The 16,306-nt window shown below is 41.3% G+C and carries 25 protein-coding genes and 2 pseudogenes; 16 read left to right on the forward strand and 11 right to left on the reverse strand.

Translation table 11 applies throughout. The features are described 5' to 3' along the window. Window positions 1-146 precede the first annotated feature (146 nt). Together D3H55_RS02540 and D3H55_RS02545 are read left to right on the forward strand one after the other, a co-directional pair. Window positions 147-545, forward strand: coding sequence for a secondary thiamine-phosphate synthase enzyme YjbQ (locus D3H55_RS02540; protein WP_119545330.1), 399 nt, complete (start codon window positions 147-149; stop codon window positions 543-545). Window positions 546-625: 80 nt separating this feature from the next. Continuing rightward, window positions 626-1,300, forward strand: coding sequence for a DUF421 domain-containing protein (locus D3H55_RS02545; RefSeq protein ID WP_119545331.1), 675 nt, complete (start codon window positions 626-628; stop codon window positions 1,298-1,300). Window positions 1,301-1,363: 63 nt separating this feature from the next. Here the strand turns inward: D3H55_RS02545 and D3H55_RS02550 are convergent, their stop codons facing one another. Continuing rightward, on the reverse strand, window positions 1,364-1,933 hold the full coding sequence (locus tag D3H55_RS02550) for a GNAT family N-acetyltransferase (protein WP_119545332.1): 570 nt from the start codon (window positions 1,931-1,933) through the stop codon (window positions 1,364-1,366). A 10-nt stretch (window positions 1,934-1,943) separates the two neighbouring features. Continuing rightward, window positions 1,944-2,282, reverse strand: a complete 339-nt coding sequence (locus tag D3H55_RS02555; protein WP_119545333.1) for a hypothetical protein — start codon at window positions 2,280-2,282, stop codon at window positions 1,944-1,946. A 212-nt stretch (window positions 2,283-2,494) separates the two neighbouring features. Between D3H55_RS02555 and D3H55_RS02560 the strand changes: the two genes are divergently transcribed. From D3H55_RS02560 to D3H55_RS02570, 4 genes are all read left to right on the forward strand, one after another. Further along, on the forward strand, window positions 2,495-3,247 hold the full coding sequence (locus D3H55_RS02560; RefSeq protein WP_119545334.1) for a TraR/DksA C4-type zinc finger protein: 753 nt from the start codon (window positions 2,495-2,497) through the stop codon (window positions 3,245-3,247). A 15-nt stretch (window positions 3,248-3,262) separates the two neighbouring features. After that, on the forward strand, window positions 3,263-3,457 hold the full coding sequence (locus tag D3H55_RS02565; RefSeq protein ID WP_119545335.1) for a YozQ family protein: 195 nt from the start codon (window positions 3,263-3,265) through the stop codon (window positions 3,455-3,457). Window positions 3,458-3,492: 35 nt separating this feature from the next. After that, the gene (locus tag D3H55_RS23975) at window positions 3,493-3,645 is read left to right on the forward strand and encodes a hypothetical protein (protein ID WP_168412935.1); all 153 of its coding nucleotides are present in this window, start codon (window positions 3,493-3,495) and stop codon (window positions 3,643-3,645) included. Between the two features lie 111 nt (window positions 3,646-3,756). Then, entirely contained in the window at window positions 3,757-3,921 is a 165-nt protein-coding gene (locus D3H55_RS02570; RefSeq protein WP_119545336.1) for a YfhE family protein, read from the forward strand. A 132-nt stretch (window positions 3,922-4,053) separates the two neighbouring features. Here the strand turns inward: D3H55_RS02570 and D3H55_RS02575 are convergent, their stop codons facing one another. After that, window positions 4,054-4,374: a hypothetical protein gene (locus tag D3H55_RS02575; protein ID WP_119545337.1), complete on the reverse strand. Its 321-nt coding sequence runs from the start codon at window positions 4,372-4,374 to the stop codon at window positions 4,054-4,056. A gap of 359 nt (window positions 4,375-4,733) precedes the next feature. Here D3H55_RS02575 and D3H55_RS02580 point away from each other — a divergent pair, with 359 nt between their 5' ends. Together D3H55_RS02580 and D3H55_RS02585 are read left to right on the forward strand one after the other, a co-directional pair. After that, entirely contained in the window at window positions 4,734-5,300 is a 567-nt protein-coding gene (locus D3H55_RS02580; protein ID WP_119545338.1) for a DUF2179 domain-containing protein, read from the forward strand. Between the two features lie 95 nt (window positions 5,301-5,395). Beyond that, entirely contained in the window at window positions 5,396-5,911 is a 516-nt protein-coding gene (locus D3H55_RS02585) for a DUF421 domain-containing protein (protein WP_119545339.1), read from the forward strand. Window positions 5,912-6,016: 105 nt separating this feature from the next. Here D3H55_RS02585 and D3H55_RS02590 read toward each other — a convergent pair whose 3' ends face one another. Next, window positions 6,017-6,448 carry a DnaJ family domain-containing protein gene (locus D3H55_RS02590; protein WP_119545340.1) on the reverse strand — a complete coding sequence of 144 codons (432 nt, stop codon included), beginning with the start codon at window positions 6,446-6,448 and terminating at the stop codon, window positions 6,017-6,019. 92 nt (window positions 6,449-6,540) lie between these two features. Continuing rightward, window positions 6,541-7,587, reverse strand: a complete 1,047-nt coding sequence (locus tag D3H55_RS02595; RefSeq protein ID WP_119545341.1) for an ATP synthase beta subunit C-terminal domain-containing protein — start codon at window positions 7,585-7,587, stop codon at window positions 6,541-6,543. A 360-nt stretch (window positions 7,588-7,947) separates the two neighbouring features. On the opposite strand from D3H55_RS02595, the gene D3H55_RS02600 reads away from it, so the two are divergent. From D3H55_RS02600 to D3H55_RS02630, 6 genes and pseudogenes are all read left to right on the forward strand, one after another. After that, entirely contained in the window at window positions 7,948-8,298 is a 351-nt protein-coding gene (locus D3H55_RS02600; RefSeq protein WP_119545342.1) for a DMT family transporter, read from the forward strand. Next, a complete protein-coding gene (locus D3H55_RS02605; RefSeq protein WP_119545343.1) occupies window positions 8,298-8,612 on the forward strand; it encodes a DMT family transporter in 315 nt (104 codons plus the stop codon). The genes D3H55_RS02600 and D3H55_RS02605 overlap by 1 nt, the downstream gene beginning before the upstream one ends. Window positions 8,613-8,793: 181 nt before the next feature. Then, window positions 8,794-9,290 (forward strand): annotated as a pseudogene (locus tag D3H55_RS02610) (DUF3231 family protein). A 69-nt stretch (window positions 9,291-9,359) separates the two neighbouring features. Next, on the forward strand, window positions 9,360-9,599 hold the full coding sequence (locus D3H55_RS02615) for a hypothetical protein (RefSeq protein WP_119545344.1): 240 nt from the start codon (window positions 9,360-9,362) through the stop codon (window positions 9,597-9,599). A 358-nt stretch (window positions 9,600-9,957) separates the two neighbouring features. Then, on the forward strand, window positions 9,958-10,584 hold the full coding sequence (locus D3H55_RS02625) for a LysE family transporter (RefSeq protein ID WP_119545346.1): 627 nt from the start codon (window positions 9,958-9,960) through the stop codon (window positions 10,582-10,584). A gap of 125 nt (window positions 10,585-10,709) precedes the next feature. Next, window positions 10,710-11,045 carry a hypothetical protein gene (locus tag D3H55_RS02630; protein ID WP_119545347.1) on the forward strand — a complete coding sequence of 112 codons (336 nt, stop codon included), beginning with the start codon at window positions 10,710-10,712 and terminating at the stop codon, window positions 11,043-11,045. Window positions 11,046-11,168: 123 nt separating this feature from the next. Here D3H55_RS02630 and D3H55_RS02635 read toward each other — a convergent pair whose 3' ends face one another. The 4 genes from D3H55_RS02635 to D3H55_RS23980 all read right to left on the reverse strand — a co-directional run bounded on the left by D3H55_RS02635 (window position 11,169) and on the right by D3H55_RS23980 (window position 13,371). Next, window positions 11,169-11,444, reverse strand: a complete 276-nt coding sequence (locus D3H55_RS02635; protein WP_119545348.1) for an HU family DNA-binding protein — start codon at window positions 11,442-11,444, stop codon at window positions 11,169-11,171. Between the two features lie 62 nt (window positions 11,445-11,506). Then, the gene (locus D3H55_RS02640) at window positions 11,507-11,854 is read right to left on the reverse strand and encodes a hypothetical protein (protein ID WP_119545349.1); all 348 of its coding nucleotides are present in this window, start codon (window positions 11,852-11,854) and stop codon (window positions 11,507-11,509) included. Window positions 11,855-11,936: 82 nt separating this feature from the next. Beyond that, window positions 11,937-12,968: an STAS domain-containing protein gene (locus D3H55_RS02645; RefSeq protein WP_119545350.1), complete on the reverse strand. Its 1,032-nt coding sequence runs from the start codon at window positions 12,966-12,968 to the stop codon at window positions 11,937-11,939. 253 nt (window positions 12,969-13,221) lie between these two features. Further along, window positions 13,222-13,371, reverse strand: a complete 150-nt coding sequence (locus D3H55_RS23980) for a hypothetical protein (protein WP_168412936.1) — start codon at window positions 13,369-13,371, stop codon at window positions 13,222-13,224. A gap of 152 nt (window positions 13,372-13,523) precedes the next feature. Here D3H55_RS23980 and D3H55_RS02650 point away from each other — a divergent pair, with 152 nt between their 5' ends. Beyond that, the gene (locus D3H55_RS02650) at window positions 13,524-13,763 is read left to right on the forward strand and encodes a YczO family protein (protein ID WP_119545351.1); all 240 of its coding nucleotides are present in this window, start codon (window positions 13,524-13,526) and stop codon (window positions 13,761-13,763) included. Window positions 13,764-14,073: 310 nt separating this feature from the next. Here the strand turns inward: D3H55_RS02650 and D3H55_RS25365 are convergent. Both D3H55_RS25365 and D3H55_RS02660 read right to left on the reverse strand, forming a co-directional pair. Further along, window positions 14,074-14,429, reverse strand: a pseudogene (locus D3H55_RS25365) (transposase); the annotation flags it as partial. Between the two features lie 395 nt (window positions 14,430-14,824). After that, entirely contained in the window at window positions 14,825-15,148 is a 324-nt protein-coding gene (locus D3H55_RS02660; protein ID WP_205685317.1) for a four-helix bundle copper-binding protein, read from the reverse strand. A 191-nt stretch (window positions 15,149-15,339) separates the two neighbouring features. Here D3H55_RS02660 and D3H55_RS02665 point away from each other — a divergent pair, with 191 nt between their 5' ends. After that, window positions 15,340-16,269, forward strand: coding sequence for a CorA family divalent cation transporter (locus D3H55_RS02665; protein WP_119545353.1), 930 nt, complete (start codon window positions 15,340-15,342; stop codon window positions 16,267-16,269). The last annotated feature ends 37 nt before the right edge of the window (window positions 16,270-16,306 follow it).

Genomic DNA, 16,306 nt, shown 5'->3' on the forward strand with positions numbered 1-16,306 from the left:
TATAAGCCTTATGCATTGTAACCGGGCGCTGCTGAATCAGCATTGAACAAAAAACAGAGGAACTCTTTGATCATTTATCAGAAAAAAGTTTAAGGCGGCAGAAAAGCAGAAATAGTATAGGAAGGAAAAATGAAAGGAATGGTTCGATGATCAAGCAATTTGAAATCAATACCTCTTCTAGAGATGAAATGATTGATATTACAAGGCTTGTCCAGGAGTGGATTGATGAAACGGGAATACAGGAAGGGATCGTGGTGGTGCAGTCCATGCATACGACTGCAGGTGTTACTGTTAATGAGAACGCTGATCCAGATGTGAAAACAGATTTTTTGATGAGATTGGACGAGACTTTCCCATGGAATCATATCCAGGACAGACATAGAGAAGGAAACACGGCAGCACACCTTAAGACAAGCTTTACCGGCCATGCCCAGACTTTGATAATCACAAAAGGAAGACTTCTCCTCGGCACCTGGCAGGGTATCTACTTTTGTGAATTCGATGGACCAAGAACAAGGAGAATCACTTGCAGATTGTCTGAATAGGTAAAGCTTTCAAGGTATATTCACTTCTTCCATTTCAAAACCTACTTATTGATAATGTTCTTAAAAGGAAGTGAATCTATTTGGATTTTGATCTGATTTGGAAAGCTGTCCTGATTGTAATTGGCGGTACTTTGCTGTTACGTGTCGCAGGCAGGAAATCGATATCCCAAATGACCCTTGCACAGGTGGTCATCATGATTGGTCTGGGATCGCTGCTTGTCCAGCCGCTTGTTGGAAAAAGTGTCTGGTCCACCCTGACAGTCGGACTTATATTGGTTTTGACCTTGGTGATTATGGAGTTTATTCAAATAAAAAACGATCCGATGGAGAAATTCATCACGGGCCGTTCCAAAGTCGTCATTCATGAAGGGGTGCTTCAGCAAAACACATTAAAGAAATTGCGCTTGACGGTCGACCAGCTGGAGATGAAGCTGAGGCAGAATCAAGTAAGCGATATGGCTGATGTACAATTTGCTACATTGGAGCCTAATGGCCAATTGGGCATAATTCTCAAGCCCAATAAACAGCCAGCAATCAAAGAAGATATCCAACAGCTGAGATTGGAGATTGAGCTTCTGACACAAACACTCAACGAGTGGCTGCCTACCCTGTCCCCTCCGTTCCCTGTTTCCAATGGAAAAATTATAACGCAGCCTTCAGGTTACAGAACGGCAACGGCTTCTGCCCAAGTGAATATATTTGACGAAGTCGAAAATCAAGGACATATGAAAGAACCGCCAAATGAATTACAATAAAAGTTCAACACCCGTCTGATGGATATGTGAACGGGTGTTGAACTTATTGTTTACATAATATTTTTATGATCTACAATATTCGTATTCTGATTTCAATATGGAAAAAACAACAGTATCATGATATTTTTCTCCATCAAAGTCTGTTTGTCTCAATACTCCTTCTTCCTTGAACCCATTTGCAAGCAGCAATTTTCTTGAGCCTGTATTATCTGCAAAGATGTCGCCTACAACACGGTTCAATTCCAATTCATTGAAACAGAACGATAACACTTCAGGCAGTATCTCGCTCATGACCCCTTTTCTTTGAAATGTATTTGAAAGCACGACTCCCATTTCAGTCTTTTTATGCCAGAGATTGAGCTTATGTAAACGGAATAAACCAATGACCTCATTAGTCTTCTTTTCTATGATCACCCATGGAATTTCCTTTTGACTGTGAAATTGCTCCAAGGACTTATGGATTGTTTCTGTAACTTCATCCACCGATTGCGGAGGATGCGGGGTTAGAAACTTCATCGTTTTTCCGTCGCCCAAAAATGTAAATAGCTTAGCAGCATGTGTTTCATTTATTCCGGTTAAATAATAATGCTTCAATTCAATATCAGGTATCTTTTCCAGCAAATTGGTTTTCATTGTCCTCTCCTTACTTCTTTCCAAGCTTGACAAGCTTTTGATTTTTATACGTTATGACCACCTTATCTCCAACCTTGAAATCAAGGTACTTATCACAGTCAACCTCAAATCGTTTTTTATTACTGAATTCCATCACACAGCTTTTGCCTTCTCGTTCCGCCACTTCGATTTCTTTCTTTGATTTAACTCCCACTGCTACAGCTGACTGACTTGGGGCAAAATATTTTTCATGCAGGGTGACTTTGTCTTTTTCCAGCATTTCCCCGTCTTTCAGTGTGTGCGTAAGTAAAATTATCAGAATCCCCAACAGTATGACTATAATACAAATTTTGATGATGACCTTGTTCATATATGTTCTCCCCGTTAAGAAATATTCAACATCCTATGGATATTTCCTTAACAGGAGAATTATGACCGGAAGATTCGGAAGCCTTAAGTAATTGTTCGATATTTGCACTGTTTTCCCTTCTTTTTTGATCAATCCCGGTATGATTTAACAAACATTTATTTTTTCATTATGCTCCATACTAATAGAGAAAATCTCCTGGAAGGAATGATGAAATGACACTGACAAAACAACAACTGTCTGCCTTCCGGTCAACACTTGTAGAACTGGAAAAAACCATAAATCAAAGACAGGAAGACAACGACAATTTTGATTTAAATCAAGGACACCCCCATGAAACGACAGGAGAACTGTCCAGCTACGATAATCATCCAGGGGATGAAGGTACCGCCTTGTATGAACGAGAGAAGGATATTGCCCTGCATCAACATCTGGATTATGAGCTGCAAACTATTCAAAAGGCATTGACTGCGATGGATAAAGGCAGCTATGGAAAATGCATGGTCTGCGGAAAAGATATACCTATAGAAAGACTGGAATCTATTCCTGCCACCTTGTATTGCAAAGAGCACAGCCCCGACCAGACAGTATCTCATAACCGCCCTATTGAAGAAGGAGTCCTCCTTCCGCCTTTCGGAAAATTTTTCAAAGATCAACAGGACGAGGACGCGGCCTTCGACGCAGAAGATTCATGGCAGGCTGTTGCAGAATGGGGAACATCAGAATCACCTTCTGCCCTGATGAATCCTCCTGATGACTATAACGATGTTTATATTGATTATGAAGAAAATGTCGGGTACACAGAGGATTTCGAGAACTTTGCCGGCACCGATATAGAGGGCAGGAACGTAACCATTTATCCAAACAAACAGCATGAACAATATGAAGAGCTTTTGGATCAAGAAGGCACGATGACCATATTTGGCGATTTGCCGGCATTTGAAAAGGAACCTTATGTCAAAGACTGAAATGGAGGTAATTTGATGGCAAAAAGACGTCAAGGACAAACAACGAAGCTTGCAGGCAGAACTTACGAACCCGCTGATTATGGCAAAAAGGATGAGCTGTCTCAAGGTTTGGCAATGACTCATGAACAGGCAACCGACAGCCTTACTGAAGGTACAATTGATGGAAAAATTGATGATGCTGCAGGACAAGACATCGACTTGAATCGCTGAGTCGGACTAAATTTCTTCATTAGAGGAGGATGTACATGGTCAATACTGATGCTGAAAAAGTGGCGAAATTATCCAATGAACATAAATCAGCCTATCCTGGCAATAAACACATTAAACAGAACAAGGGATCTGAATACGGCCCTCAACGTACCGAAAACACTCTTCCAATCGTACTGGAAGAAGAATGAATAATGAATAATGCGGCGGGGATATCCTCATCGCATTATTTGTTTAGTCTTTTTTCCTGGCGGGTAATTAATTTATATGAACACATTAATTACTTTGAAAGGAGAATCAACATGGCTAACCGAAATGCTAAAAACCTTCCATACAAAGGAATTAATACTGAAAAGAATAATGGTCTTTCAAGTTCACAGGAAGTAAATTACGCCAAGGAATTCAAAGCGGCAACCAAAGCTGGTTATCCTGATGAGGTAAAACAAGATAATCGCGAAAATCAATGAAGGCCATGATAAAAACCTTCTGCTTCACCCTTTATCAGGGAAGGCAGAAGGTTTTTTTTATCTTGATAGAAGGCTCTCCCACCTAACTTCCCTTAGGGAGAGCAGCCCTTTTTTTGACCGGGATCAAGTTTTCTAATAGTAGTGATATCCCCGTTTTGGACCATTGTCTATAAGTTCCGCACCCAGAAAGCCTGCCCCCAGTCCCAGCAAACCGGCACCTAATGGTGATAAACCTCCGCCCGGCCCGAAGCCTGGAGCTCCATAAGGAGGTGTCCCGTAACCAGCGTAACCCCCAAATCCTGGTCCGCCATACCCGGGGTATCCGGGATTTTGCCATTGGCTGTAACCTCCACCGAATCCAGGGTATCCATATCCTTGCCCATATCCGCCTTGAAATCCTGGATTCCCGTACGGGCCCTGGCCATAAAAATTCTGTCTATGTGGATATTGCATCAATGCATACACTCCTTCAGAATTAATTTCCTGTTACTGTGTATGTATATGCTTTGTCAGAGTTTTTCGGAATGAACCAAGCATTCATTTATCGGAGGCTTCATTGGCCTGGCCGTTCTCCGTCATACTCTTCTTTACTTTTTCCTCTCCATAAAATTCAACATTTACACTTACACAGAAAAAATATCCTATCAGTGAAAGCTTCCAGGTATACACGATTTTGCGGTCCGCTAACAAGAGCATAACGTGATAAAAAAACCGAAAAAAAAATCATTAAAACCTCTTCCTTTTCTGCCATTATCAATGGTATATTTGGAAAGTATTTTTTGAACAATTATATTAAAAAGGGGCCTTTTTTCATGATAGATATATTGCTTATTTTTGCTCTTCAGTTGGTCTATGTTCCTATCCTAACACTACGGACGATTTTTCTTGTGAAAAACATGAGTGTGGCTGCTTCTTCCTTCGGCTTTTTGGAAGCTTTGATTTATGTTTTTGGACTGGCGTTGGTGTTTTCCGGGGACCAGAGCCTGGCAAGTATGCTGGTATATGCACTTGGTTTTGGTGTCGGGCTGTATATCGGAAGCAAGGTTGAAAACAAACTCGCCATAGGATACACCAGCATTGTCGTAAATCTCATGGAAATCAATGAAAGGTTAATAGAAATTTTAAGAAATGAAGGGTTTGGCGTAACCGTATTCGAAGGTATGGGCAGAGACAGCAAAAGGTACCAGCTGGAAATCCTGACAAAACGAAATCGTGAGGATGAACTTTTGCAAATCGTCGAGGAGCTTGAACCCAGGGCCTTCATCATCTCTTATGAACCCCGCCGATTCAAGGGCGGCTTCCTGGTTAAGGCCATGAAGAAACGAATGAAGAAGAAACAGCGTGAAGCATCTGCGGAAACACTGCAATCGAATAACTGAAATACAGACTCTCTTGATGAAGGAGAGTCTTTTTGGTTTATCTCCATTATCTTGAGGAAAAACAATGGACATAGAGACAGAAAGGAGATTGCAGTATGTTTTTTTCTAATTTCAGCACCATTGAAAGGACCATCATCATTGGTTTGTGTGCTTATATCGCGTTAATCATCATTCTTAGAATATCTGGAAAAAGGACTCTTTCCAAACTGAATGCATTTGATATGGTGGTCACAATCGCAATGGGATCTACGTTATCGTCCATCCTCATCAATAAAAAAGTTACACTGGCTCAAGGGACAACCGCCTTCATTATGCTGATTGGGCTTCAATATATAATCGCCAAGCTGGCGGTCCATATTCCCCTCATCAATAAATTGATTAAATCAGAACCGCAAATCATTTATCTCGATGGCGAGTATCATACTGAGGCCATGAAAAAAGAACGCGTCATGAAAAAAGAGATCCTGCAAGCAGCCAGGTCCCAGGGAATCAGTTCGATGGAAGAGGTAGATGCAGTAGTACTTGAAACAGACGGGTCCATCTCCGTCCTTAAGAAATCGGACCAGAAAACAAAAGAAACACTGAACGATGTTAAGGGATTTAACAAGTAATGGATGGGTGCCGCCGGGAAGTAGGGCGGCCATTCCATTCGATCGCGCTTTATCGCATCACCGCAAGTGGGGACTGTCCCCACTTGCGGTGATGCATTAAAGCATTCATTTGATTCCCCTCTTGTTCAAATAACTTTGAAGATTGATTCCGCCCAAATGGGATGTACGGGGGCAGCTTAGATTGTGGTCCATGACCTTCTTATTTATCAGATCAATCGTCTTCTTGATATTCGCTTCATCATTAAAGATCTCCAGGTCCTTCCTCAAACTTTCTATTTCCTTTTTAAGCTCCATCCATCGGGGCAGAACACCATTATCCTTGAGGACTTTGTTAAGTGCCTTTTCAGGGTTATATGCCATGTCACTATCAAACTGAATCGTCTTACCCTTAACACCTTCAAATTGACCCTCTTTCTCTGCTCTCCTGACTATGGATGTAATATGATCTTCATAATACTGATCGAACCTGCTGGTTGACTGGTCGCCCATCATGATGTTCTCAGCCTTATTGCGTTTTTCAAATTGCTCATTCTTCATTTATCACACACCCCTTTGATTAATAATCTTTAGTAAATTACCGCGTTAATCCATCGAGGGACTGTCCCCACATGCTTTAAAGCGGTAAAGCCTTATAGTTTACCTGTATATTTCAGTTGTTCGGGAGTCAGGCTGTCTGTACCTCCATCGATGATTTTCTGGACCCCGGACAATGTCATTTCTGCTGTGACATATTCCCCCTGCAATCCTGTGAAAGCTTCTGCCACATAGAAGGGTTGTGTCAGGAAGGCTTCCAGCATTTGCCCCCTTTTATACAGTACAATCTCAGTCTCAGGGATTTTGTCCTGCCCAATGTTATTGACCAACACACGGATTTCACGGTATCTTCTCAGGAGTTTCCTTGCACGGCGCTGAATAGACAGATGATTGTTATCAAGTAAGGCATCTTCAAGCAGAGTGGACACTGCTTTGACAGGCTGAACAGCTGGATATAATTGCCTTGTAGCGAGATCCAGGTCGAACGGAATCAGGGTATCGAGCGGCCCATAAGGATCTTCTGCATCGACAGCTTCTCCGCTGGGATCATATAAAAATGTCGTGATCTCAGGAAATCCTGCCTGCCCGAACTGCTCATTCATCTTGAATAACTCCCCGGATGTCACAATGGCACGGTCCGCAATAATGATTGCTTCTTCTTTCTTTTTTATACCATTCAGTAATTCAAAAACTTCTCCTGCATTGCCGCAGACATAATCACTCGCTGATCTCGCTTCGGCTGCATCCGGCTCATCGTCAGCCCCATCTACAAAGATCATTTTAAATCCCTTCTTCTGAAGCCTCAGCATCAGCTCATTCAACAACACAAGCTGGCCCATTTGTGACCTGGCAACAAAACCGACAGTGCCTCCTTTAACGAGTGGACAGAACAAATCTACAACTTTTATCCCAGTTTCAATCATCTCGAGACGGTTTCCACGAATCAGCAATTCATCAAGTGTACAATTCGCCAATGATGCCAATGCCACCACCGTCTTGACTTCTGCCCTTCCAACAGGGATTTTTCCGGTGCAAAGATTTGAAACGGTAGCCGGCCTTAAACCGACGGCTTTGGCTGCTGAAGTGAGATTAGGAACCCTTCTGCGTAAAAGAGCAACATTCAACTTTAATTGGTTATCCATGCTTAACCCCTCCTATTTACTTTATATAGTAATTTATTTTACCTTATTTAACAAGTGTTCATTGGCTCTTTTTGATCAAGAACTTTCTATTTGCGAATTTCTTCCATATGTGGATAATAAAGATGGAATATTTACTTTAGCCTCTTTTCGTAAACTTTGTTGCTATTCAATATAAATTTCAACTAATATCCTGGTATATCGTCGTAAAAACCCCCGTGAGAAGGAAAGAAAAGAGCTGCTCTTTCTTTTTCGGGAGTAAAACCTTTGTATACAGGGGAAAAATCCGGCACCTGGGATTTTTCCATAAGTAACAATATTTGCGGAAACAGCTTTTATTTTTAATCAGAAAGGATGACATGCATGGCTTGGTTGTATCTCATCATCGGTGGAATATTGGAAATCGGCTGGGCCATCGGGTTATCTTTTTCAAATGGATTCACAAGTATTGCCCCCAGTATCGTGACAATACTCCTTTTGACGATCAGCTTTTACTTCTTTGCAAAATCAATGAAGTTAATACCAATAGGAACTGCTTATGCAGCCTTTACAGGGATAGGTGCAGGAGGAACTTCCATTGCAGGGATGCTTTTTTTAGGTGAAGAAGTCAGCGTTCCGAAGATATTATTTATTTGCTTATTGATCTTTGGTGTCATCGGACTTAAATTCAGTTCAAAGGAAGAAGAAGCAAACAATGCAATGGAGGGGAAATGATGGCTTGGTTATATTTAATCACTGCTGGTTTATTTGAAGTGCTGCTTGTTACCTTTATGAAGCTTTCGGATGGATATAAAAAAATCCTTCCCACCATCCTGGCCTTTGTTTCCGGGGGGATCAGTTTTTACCTTCTATCACTTGCACTCATTTCCATACCGATCAGCACCGGTTATTCAGTATGGACTGGAATCGGTTCAGCAGGAGCGGTAATTGCCGGTATGCTCTTTTTCAATGAGACAAAGGATTTGAAAAGGATTTTCTTCATCGGGTGTATCATTGTCAGCGTTATCGGGCTTAAAGCATTTTCCTGAACAAAGGGGTTCATGACCCTTTGTTTTTTTGCCTGCAAACATGCTATCAGCCGGCAGCAAACTGCTAGCAGTCTGTTAGACCCCGGATACAGTACAGCCTCGTGCGAATTACTCACTTTCTGAATATGGAGCTTTTTTGGGGAGATATTAATAATGTGAATTAGTAATCAGGAGGCTCTAAATGGGCATCTTAAGCGGAAATCCAAAAGATGAACAAATGCATAATGGTGAAGTATTCGGAGCGTGATCATTTCTCATGGCAGCCAAGGGAATGGTTCCTGGATATCAGACACTGAGGAACCATGCCGGTGACGAAGATTTATATTAAATGATTAATGAAATGATCCAGAATGGCTTCATGAAATCAAACAAGTGGAAGAACTGCTGAAACGATGGTATCGGCCGGCCGCCAACTTCACCAGAACGCCCCAGTGCCTGCATTGATGATATTTCTTTCAGAGCAGGGTTTCTGGACCCTGAAATTGCAGCCATCTTGTCCAGGGATGCTGCCATGGGATTGGTTGCATGCAGTCAGGCTATTGCTCAGTGCCTCAGAGAAGATATAGCCACGATGTTTGGCCAATTTCACACACAAAAAGCTGCACTTGGCGGTAAACTGCTACAAAAGGCTGGTTGATCCCGCCTCCTCTGCATCAACACAAACATGAAAATTGTTAAACAGCTATTACAGGAGTACTTAGTTAGTAGGTGCTCCCGATTCCACCATCGATCAGGGGTGAAAATATTATGGACTCACTTAAAGAAGCTCTTCAGCAAGTCGAAATAGCTGAACGAAATCTATTGGACGCTCAGGGAAATACTGACCCTCAGCATTTCCAGCGGGCAACCCAGGATGTCCACTACGCACAAACACTGTTGAACAGTATCCATGACACCATGCTAAAGGCAAACCAGGAAGACCAAAAAGAATACCATCGTGCCCAAGAAAGAATGAGGCTGCTGGAAGAGGCCCTTGCCTCCCTTTAAAATTATTTCATTAAGGTCCTCTTCTTGGGGAAATCCGTATAGACAGACTTTCCCCTCTTCTATTATTGAATCTCCTTATTTACTTTATCTCTTTTCGTGGATAACTTTTGTTTTCATACTTTCATATTTACGGGACTGACAGCTAATTTAAGCATTTCCTATTCAGTTATGCTGATGTTTCATTATTTTTCTACCTCTATCCTTCCAGATAAATTTCCTGAAACGCTTAGAGTTCATTATTGAAAATTCCCCAAAGACCCACTCTCCCTTTTTGGTTTTTTCCTCCTCTGAACCGGTTGTTATAAACGGGACAACTACCGAATAAGATGTACAAGTTATCTTATTTAGGGGGAAACTCATGGCTGTCTTCTTAAGTTATATCTTTCTTGGTTTATCACTTGCTGCTCCAATCGGCCCAATCAATGCCGCACAGCTGGATAGAGGCATCAAAAATGGCTTTTGGCATGCTTGGCTGATAGGGATTGGATCAGTGGCTGCCGATTTCCTTTATATGCTTGTTGTTTATTTTGGTGTAGTGAATTTCTTACATACACCGTTTGTAAAAGCATTCCTTTGGTCATTTGGATTTTTTGTCCTGCTGTACACTGGCATTGAAAGCCTTTTGGGTGCAGGGAAAATTAGTTCATCCTCCAGGAAAACAGACGACTCTTATTTGAAAACATTTTTTACTGGTTTTTTCATGGCTCTTTCAAATCCATTGACCATTCTTTTCTGGCTCGGAATCTATGGATCGGTCCTCGCCAAAACAGCCCAGACTGTAGATCACGCACATTTGGTCCTTTACAGTATTGCCATATTCATTGGACTGACACTTTGGGATGTCAGCATGGCTGCTCTTGCTAGTTCATTCAGAAGATACCTTACGGACAAATTGCTGATTGGCATTTCCTGTTTATCAGGTTTATCTTTAATTGGTTTTGGTCTTTATTTCGGATGGGAGGCAATCAAGATCCTTTTGCTCTGAATAACGTTTAAATCCTCACTTCCCGCTTTGTACTATTTTTCCCTTTATTGTTGTTTAATTCTGCCTAATATAAGGTAAACAATAAATAGAACAGCTGCAAATACATTTGAAGGAGCGTGCTACCAATGAACAAAAAGAATTTATTTCTTACCGTTCCCCTGGCTGCAGGTATCATCATGACAGGCTGCAGCTCTGAAGAGGGACAAGAAGATGAGGATATGATTCAGGAAGAAGAAAATATGGATGAAACAGAAACTCCAGAAAGTACCGATCCTGCTGATGGTACTGACATGGAAGAAGACACGGATGATACTATGAATGAAGATGCTGAAGGAACGGATGAAGGAGACCCTGCCTCTGAAGAAGACAATGAAGGCATGTTAAATGAAGATCCGGAAAACAGTGACAATGGTACCGATAGTGCTGACACAGAAGAAGATGCTTCCCAGGAGGAAGAATAATAGTAACGAACCAAACTGTCCATGTAAAATGGGCAGTTTTTTTATATTGGATTCTCAAAAAAATTCTGGAATAAATAAAGCCCGGCAGGAACGCCGGGCTTTCAACTTAAACTTTAATATTATTTATTGATTCACACTATCCTTCAATGCTTTACCTGGCTTAAATGCCGGCTGCTTGCTCGCCGGTATTTCCATTTCTTTTCCTGTCTGCGGGTTGCGGCCTTTCCTTGCTGAACGTTCTCTGACTTCAAAGTTGCCAAATCCGATTAATTGAACTTTATCGCCTTTAGCCAGAGTGTCCTCAATGTTTTGCAATACGGCTTTCACCGCATTCTCCGCATCCTTTTTGCTCAATTCCGCTGACTCTGCCACTGCATTGATTAAATCTGTTTTGTTCATATGTAGAACCTCCTAAAAAAATTATCATGCTACAATTGATTCTTACCACTGCCTTCCAGGTGTTAAACCTTTTCAGCTGCAACAATCATGCCTTTGTGAAGATATGCCTTGCATTCATTTGCATCTTCTTTAGAAAAACCTTCTTGCAGGAGTTCCTTTTCGAGCTTAATTAATTCAACTGAGCCGTCATCCTCGTCAAATGCCGTTGCAAGGCTGTGGATCCCCCCATCTTCATTATTTTCTGAGGTATCCATTAAGGTGCCTGTAAGGGAACTGTTCTGCCTCAGTTCTTGATATTGTCTGGAATCGACAGTAAAGTACTTAACAGCGCCTTGATTATTTACAAACCTCTCATTTATATCTTCAAGCAATTGATTGACAGAGCTGTATACTCCGACTATTTCAATCACGGGACCTCACCCTCCTTCTTCCGTTTCTTTCCCTCCTTAATTTTATATGAAACAAAAAAACAAGCGGAAATCCGCCTGCTCCTTAATAAATCTGCCTGCCCTGCTGACCGATGGCATAGTAGATCCCATGTTTTAATGTAGAAAAACAACTGAATCTCGATAATTTCAAATCACTTCCGGTTATTTCCTGAGCAAGATCTGGTGAAATTCCCACGAGGATGGTTTCCGTTCCGATCAATGAAGCTGCAGAAGCCAGATTGCCGAGAAACTCCACTGTAAACCGGCTGATATATTGGTGCAAACCGGTTAAATCGATTACAAGATAATCTGCTTTATATTTTGGAAGGTTATGCAACGTTTTTGTTAACAAGTCTTCAGACCGGTTTTCGTCATACTTACCGAGCAATGGTACAACGACGATACCTTCCAGCACCGGGATGATTGGTGAAGAAATTTCCTTGACCAGGTCCGTAAGCTCCTGGGTACGTTCCTTAACCATGGCCTCCAGTTTTAAAATCCGTTCAGATTCCGACCTCCTGGCCAAATCATGAATATTTTCTTCTATTGTTATATCGGAAGGGCCATAGCGGAATTCCCCATAATCACCATCCGAAATCTGATCCCTTTCTTCTGTGAACCAAACGTTCGAACCGAACAAACCTGAGAAAATCCCTGAGAAATGACCTGCCAGAAAGGTGGTCGTATGTGACTTTCCTTGGGCAACATTAATTTTGTATTCCCAGCTGTCTTTTAACCTTACAATCCCTGTCTTCTTCTGTTCATCCAATTCACTGATTTCTATACTGCCCCATCCCGCTGAAGCATAAGTAGCCGGGATGGCTGCAGCCACTTCTTTTAAAGGGATACCCAAAGATTGGAAATAACGACCGACTACAAGTCCCTGTCTATAACCAGTTGTTTCAAGGACAACCTTCGCCGCTTCCTTGCCGGATACCTCCTCCAATGTATCGAAAAAGGATTTCATGGCAGATGTTATCCAAAAAAGAACCGCATCTTCCCCTTCAAACTCAAACTGGCCGTTTTCAAGATTCCAGGAAAAATCCAGTCCTCCCACGTTGATTTGATCCTTATGTACAGTATCATATCTTTTCATTTTTGACTGATCCCCCACTACTAAGATATTACTAATTTAACTTAAGTTACTTAATCAGTAAAGCAGCAAGGCCTAAGTCCCACCTCAATCCGCCATTCTATTCTTAAATACCATTCTTTACCTGAAACTGGAGTTACTAATCTACAAGGGGTATTTGGACAAATCAGGGAAAGATCACTTGAAATCTATATGAAAGAGTAAAAAAGCTACTAAAAAGCTGAAAAAAAAGAAGTTCTGCTTGGTGTGCAGAACTTCAGGCCCCTATGAACAGAAGAATCATCATGATAATGGAAGGTATACCGTAGTAGAAGAGATTCCGATTTATTACGGTTCTGTCCTGCCTTCCTTTCCACGTTTCATATTTATGGTTTTTTGAAGTATACCAGCTGCCTTGATTGCTCATAATCAATAACTCCTTCCTTAAGGTTTGCTTTCTATTTACCCTATTTCTTCGGCTTGCAAAATAGAAAATTCAGGAAGAGATGAATTATTGTTTGACCTCTCACAAATTAGGGAATTTTCAAGTAAGCTCATATCCAGAAGGAGGGTATCAATATGGAAAAGAAAGATAAGAAAGATAACAAAAATAATAAGGGCAGTGGTTTCGATGTTTTCGATAACCCTGAACAATATGACAGTGACAAAGAAAGCATGCTAGATAAATTCGAAAGTGAACAGAATGTAGATCCCCTGCCACTTGAAGACATCCGGGAAGAAAAAATAGAAGAAAGAAAAAAATCAAACACAAAAGACCAATCCTCAAGCGAAAAAAAATATAACCAGGACTATAACTAAAGTGCAGATGCCTTCTTCAGAGGCATATGGATTTGTCATCTGATGATTAAGGAATAAAAACCGCATCGGTGATAGTCATTCGATGAACCCAAGAGTGAAAAGCCAGAGATATTTCTGCTAGCCGCCTGGGCACTCAAACTGTATGCCACTAAGGCAAATGCAGCCTTCCAGCGCTTATAATAGGAATTAAAAGCACCAAATAGAAAAAGCAGTTCCCCCCTCGGGAACTGCTTTCAGACCGTAGACAAACCCCACTCCAACATTTGGTTGGAGTGGGGTTTGTTATTTTTTTAGTGAAAACCATTGAATATCAGGCTGGACATGGCCTTCGCCATGTCCAGTTTGCCAATTTCTTAAGATTCATGGCAGCAAACGTAAGCATCGCCTGTATTGAGACTTTTTTCAGACCTCTTAGGGTCGTCCAACGCATGCCATGCTTCTCTTTCGCTCAGCAAAAACTTTTTCGATCGTTTCTTTCCGCTGAGCGTAAAGCGTTTTATTTATATCAGTGTGTCTGAGATGGTCAACCGCCTCTATGTAATCTTGCCAAAGGTGTCTATGAATCATTTTTGTATGATTCTGGCTTTGTGTACATTTCTGTAATAATGGGCAGTCCAAACGTTTTAGAGGATCAGAAACGTACTGCTTGTATCCATCTCTTGTGGTCTTGTGGGACTAGCTGGTCCAGTGCAATCATCTCAATTTGATTTCTCCCATCTTCTCCATGTTTGGATAGCATATTGAATCCCCCACAGTTTTTTCAAAGGTTTTGGTGTCAAAACTAGTTTTAGTTTACAAAGGGTTGATTGGAGCGAAAGGCGTACGACCTCCTGCGGGATTAGCGGGACAGGTGAGACCCCGCAAGCGCAGCGAGGAGGCTCACCGCCCGCCCCGCGGAGTCGTGCGCCTGTAGCGGAAATCAACCATCTATTCCAACCGCCTAAACTTATGCAAAAAGTATTCACAACCTAATTATACAAAAAAAGCTTGTAGACGTGGTCCATATCTTGGACTTTGTCTACAAGCTGAAAGCAGTTCCCCCTCGGGAACTGCTTTTTCTATTAGATTAGCTTCCTGCATTCTTCTGCACACTTGAAACACGCTTCCGCACATTTTTGGCAGTGGTCATGATCATGCTTCTTGCATTCATTTCCGCAGGACTCGCAGACTTCTGCCATAAGCCTTATTATTCCTTTCACATTCGGACTATCGTATTGCAGAGCGCCGATGGCGAGAGAACATACTTCCGCACATTCCCTATCAAGCCTGATACACTCTGCCATCATTTTTACATCTTCCTCTTTCAAACAACTGTCAAAGCAGACGTTACATGCTTCTAAACACTCCTGACAAGCCTTTAAACAATCCTCATACGTCTGATTCAAATTTAACACTCCCCTTATAGTGATATTCAGAAAACTATTACCCTGTCTATTGCCTTTAAAAACTACTTGTGCATTACAAGCACAATGAGGTGTAATGGAAATACTCATCTCACTTAAGTTTTGCCTGTGAGAAACAAGGGAATAATCCTTCAAAAGATTCTTGTTAAGGATGTTTGAAAGGTGTGACTTCGATGTCAGATAATGAACGCGGTTGGAAATGGACCCGTGTTGATTCCGCAGATGACCAGGAATTTCAGGTTAATTTGTCAGATAAATTGAAACAACACGACTGGTTTGCGAACTACGGAGCACAAAGCGATCATTTCACGCTTTCGGATGAGGACAAAAATGGAAATTTAACATTAATAGGATCCTTGCCTTTATCAATCAACTACGAACTTCAAACTAATGATGTACATTTCATCATAAGGAAGGAGAAACTGTTGACAGCCGGTTTGACCCCTTCTTTATTTAATTGGTTTCATTTTGAAGAATTTGAAAACAGGATGCTGCAGCTTAAGTCGCCAATTGAAGGATTCTTGTTCCTCCTTAATGAAGTCCTTGACAGGTACACAATCGACTTATATCCAAGCTTTAAGCATATTAAGATGATTCACCAAAAAATTGAGCAGGATAAAACCTCTGAACACTTATCTCAATTAATTGATTTTAGACATAAATTAATACGCTGGGAAAATATTTTGATGCCCTATGAAGAATTCCTTCTGACTTTAAAGGCGGCCATGGGAGAAAACGCAGCAAAATTATTAGAGTATGAGAAAGTGCATGCCAGAATACAAAAAATATTCAAACTGATCCAGCACTATAACGGAACAATCAATAAACTCATGAATTTGGATGATACATTGGTTGAGTACCGGGGAAATGAAATAATGAAAACGCTGACTGTTTTCACAGTATTAACCACTCCCATCACTGCCCTCGGTGCGCTTTGGGGAATGAACTTCAAATATATGCCCGAATTGAATGAGCATTACGGCTATCCCCTTGCCTTGTCATTGATCTTCATTTCATCTGCTGCCATATTTTTCTGGCTCAACAAAAAAGGCTGGACAAGGAATATTTTAAAAGGAAAAAAGGGAAGGGACAGGAAGAACTAAACCAATAAAAACGGCAGGCTGCATTTAGCAGACTGCC

The organism is Bacillus salacetis, assembly GCF_003581585.1.
Lineage (GTDB): Bacteria > Bacillota > Bacilli > Bacillales > Bacillaceae_B > Rossellomorea > Rossellomorea salacetis.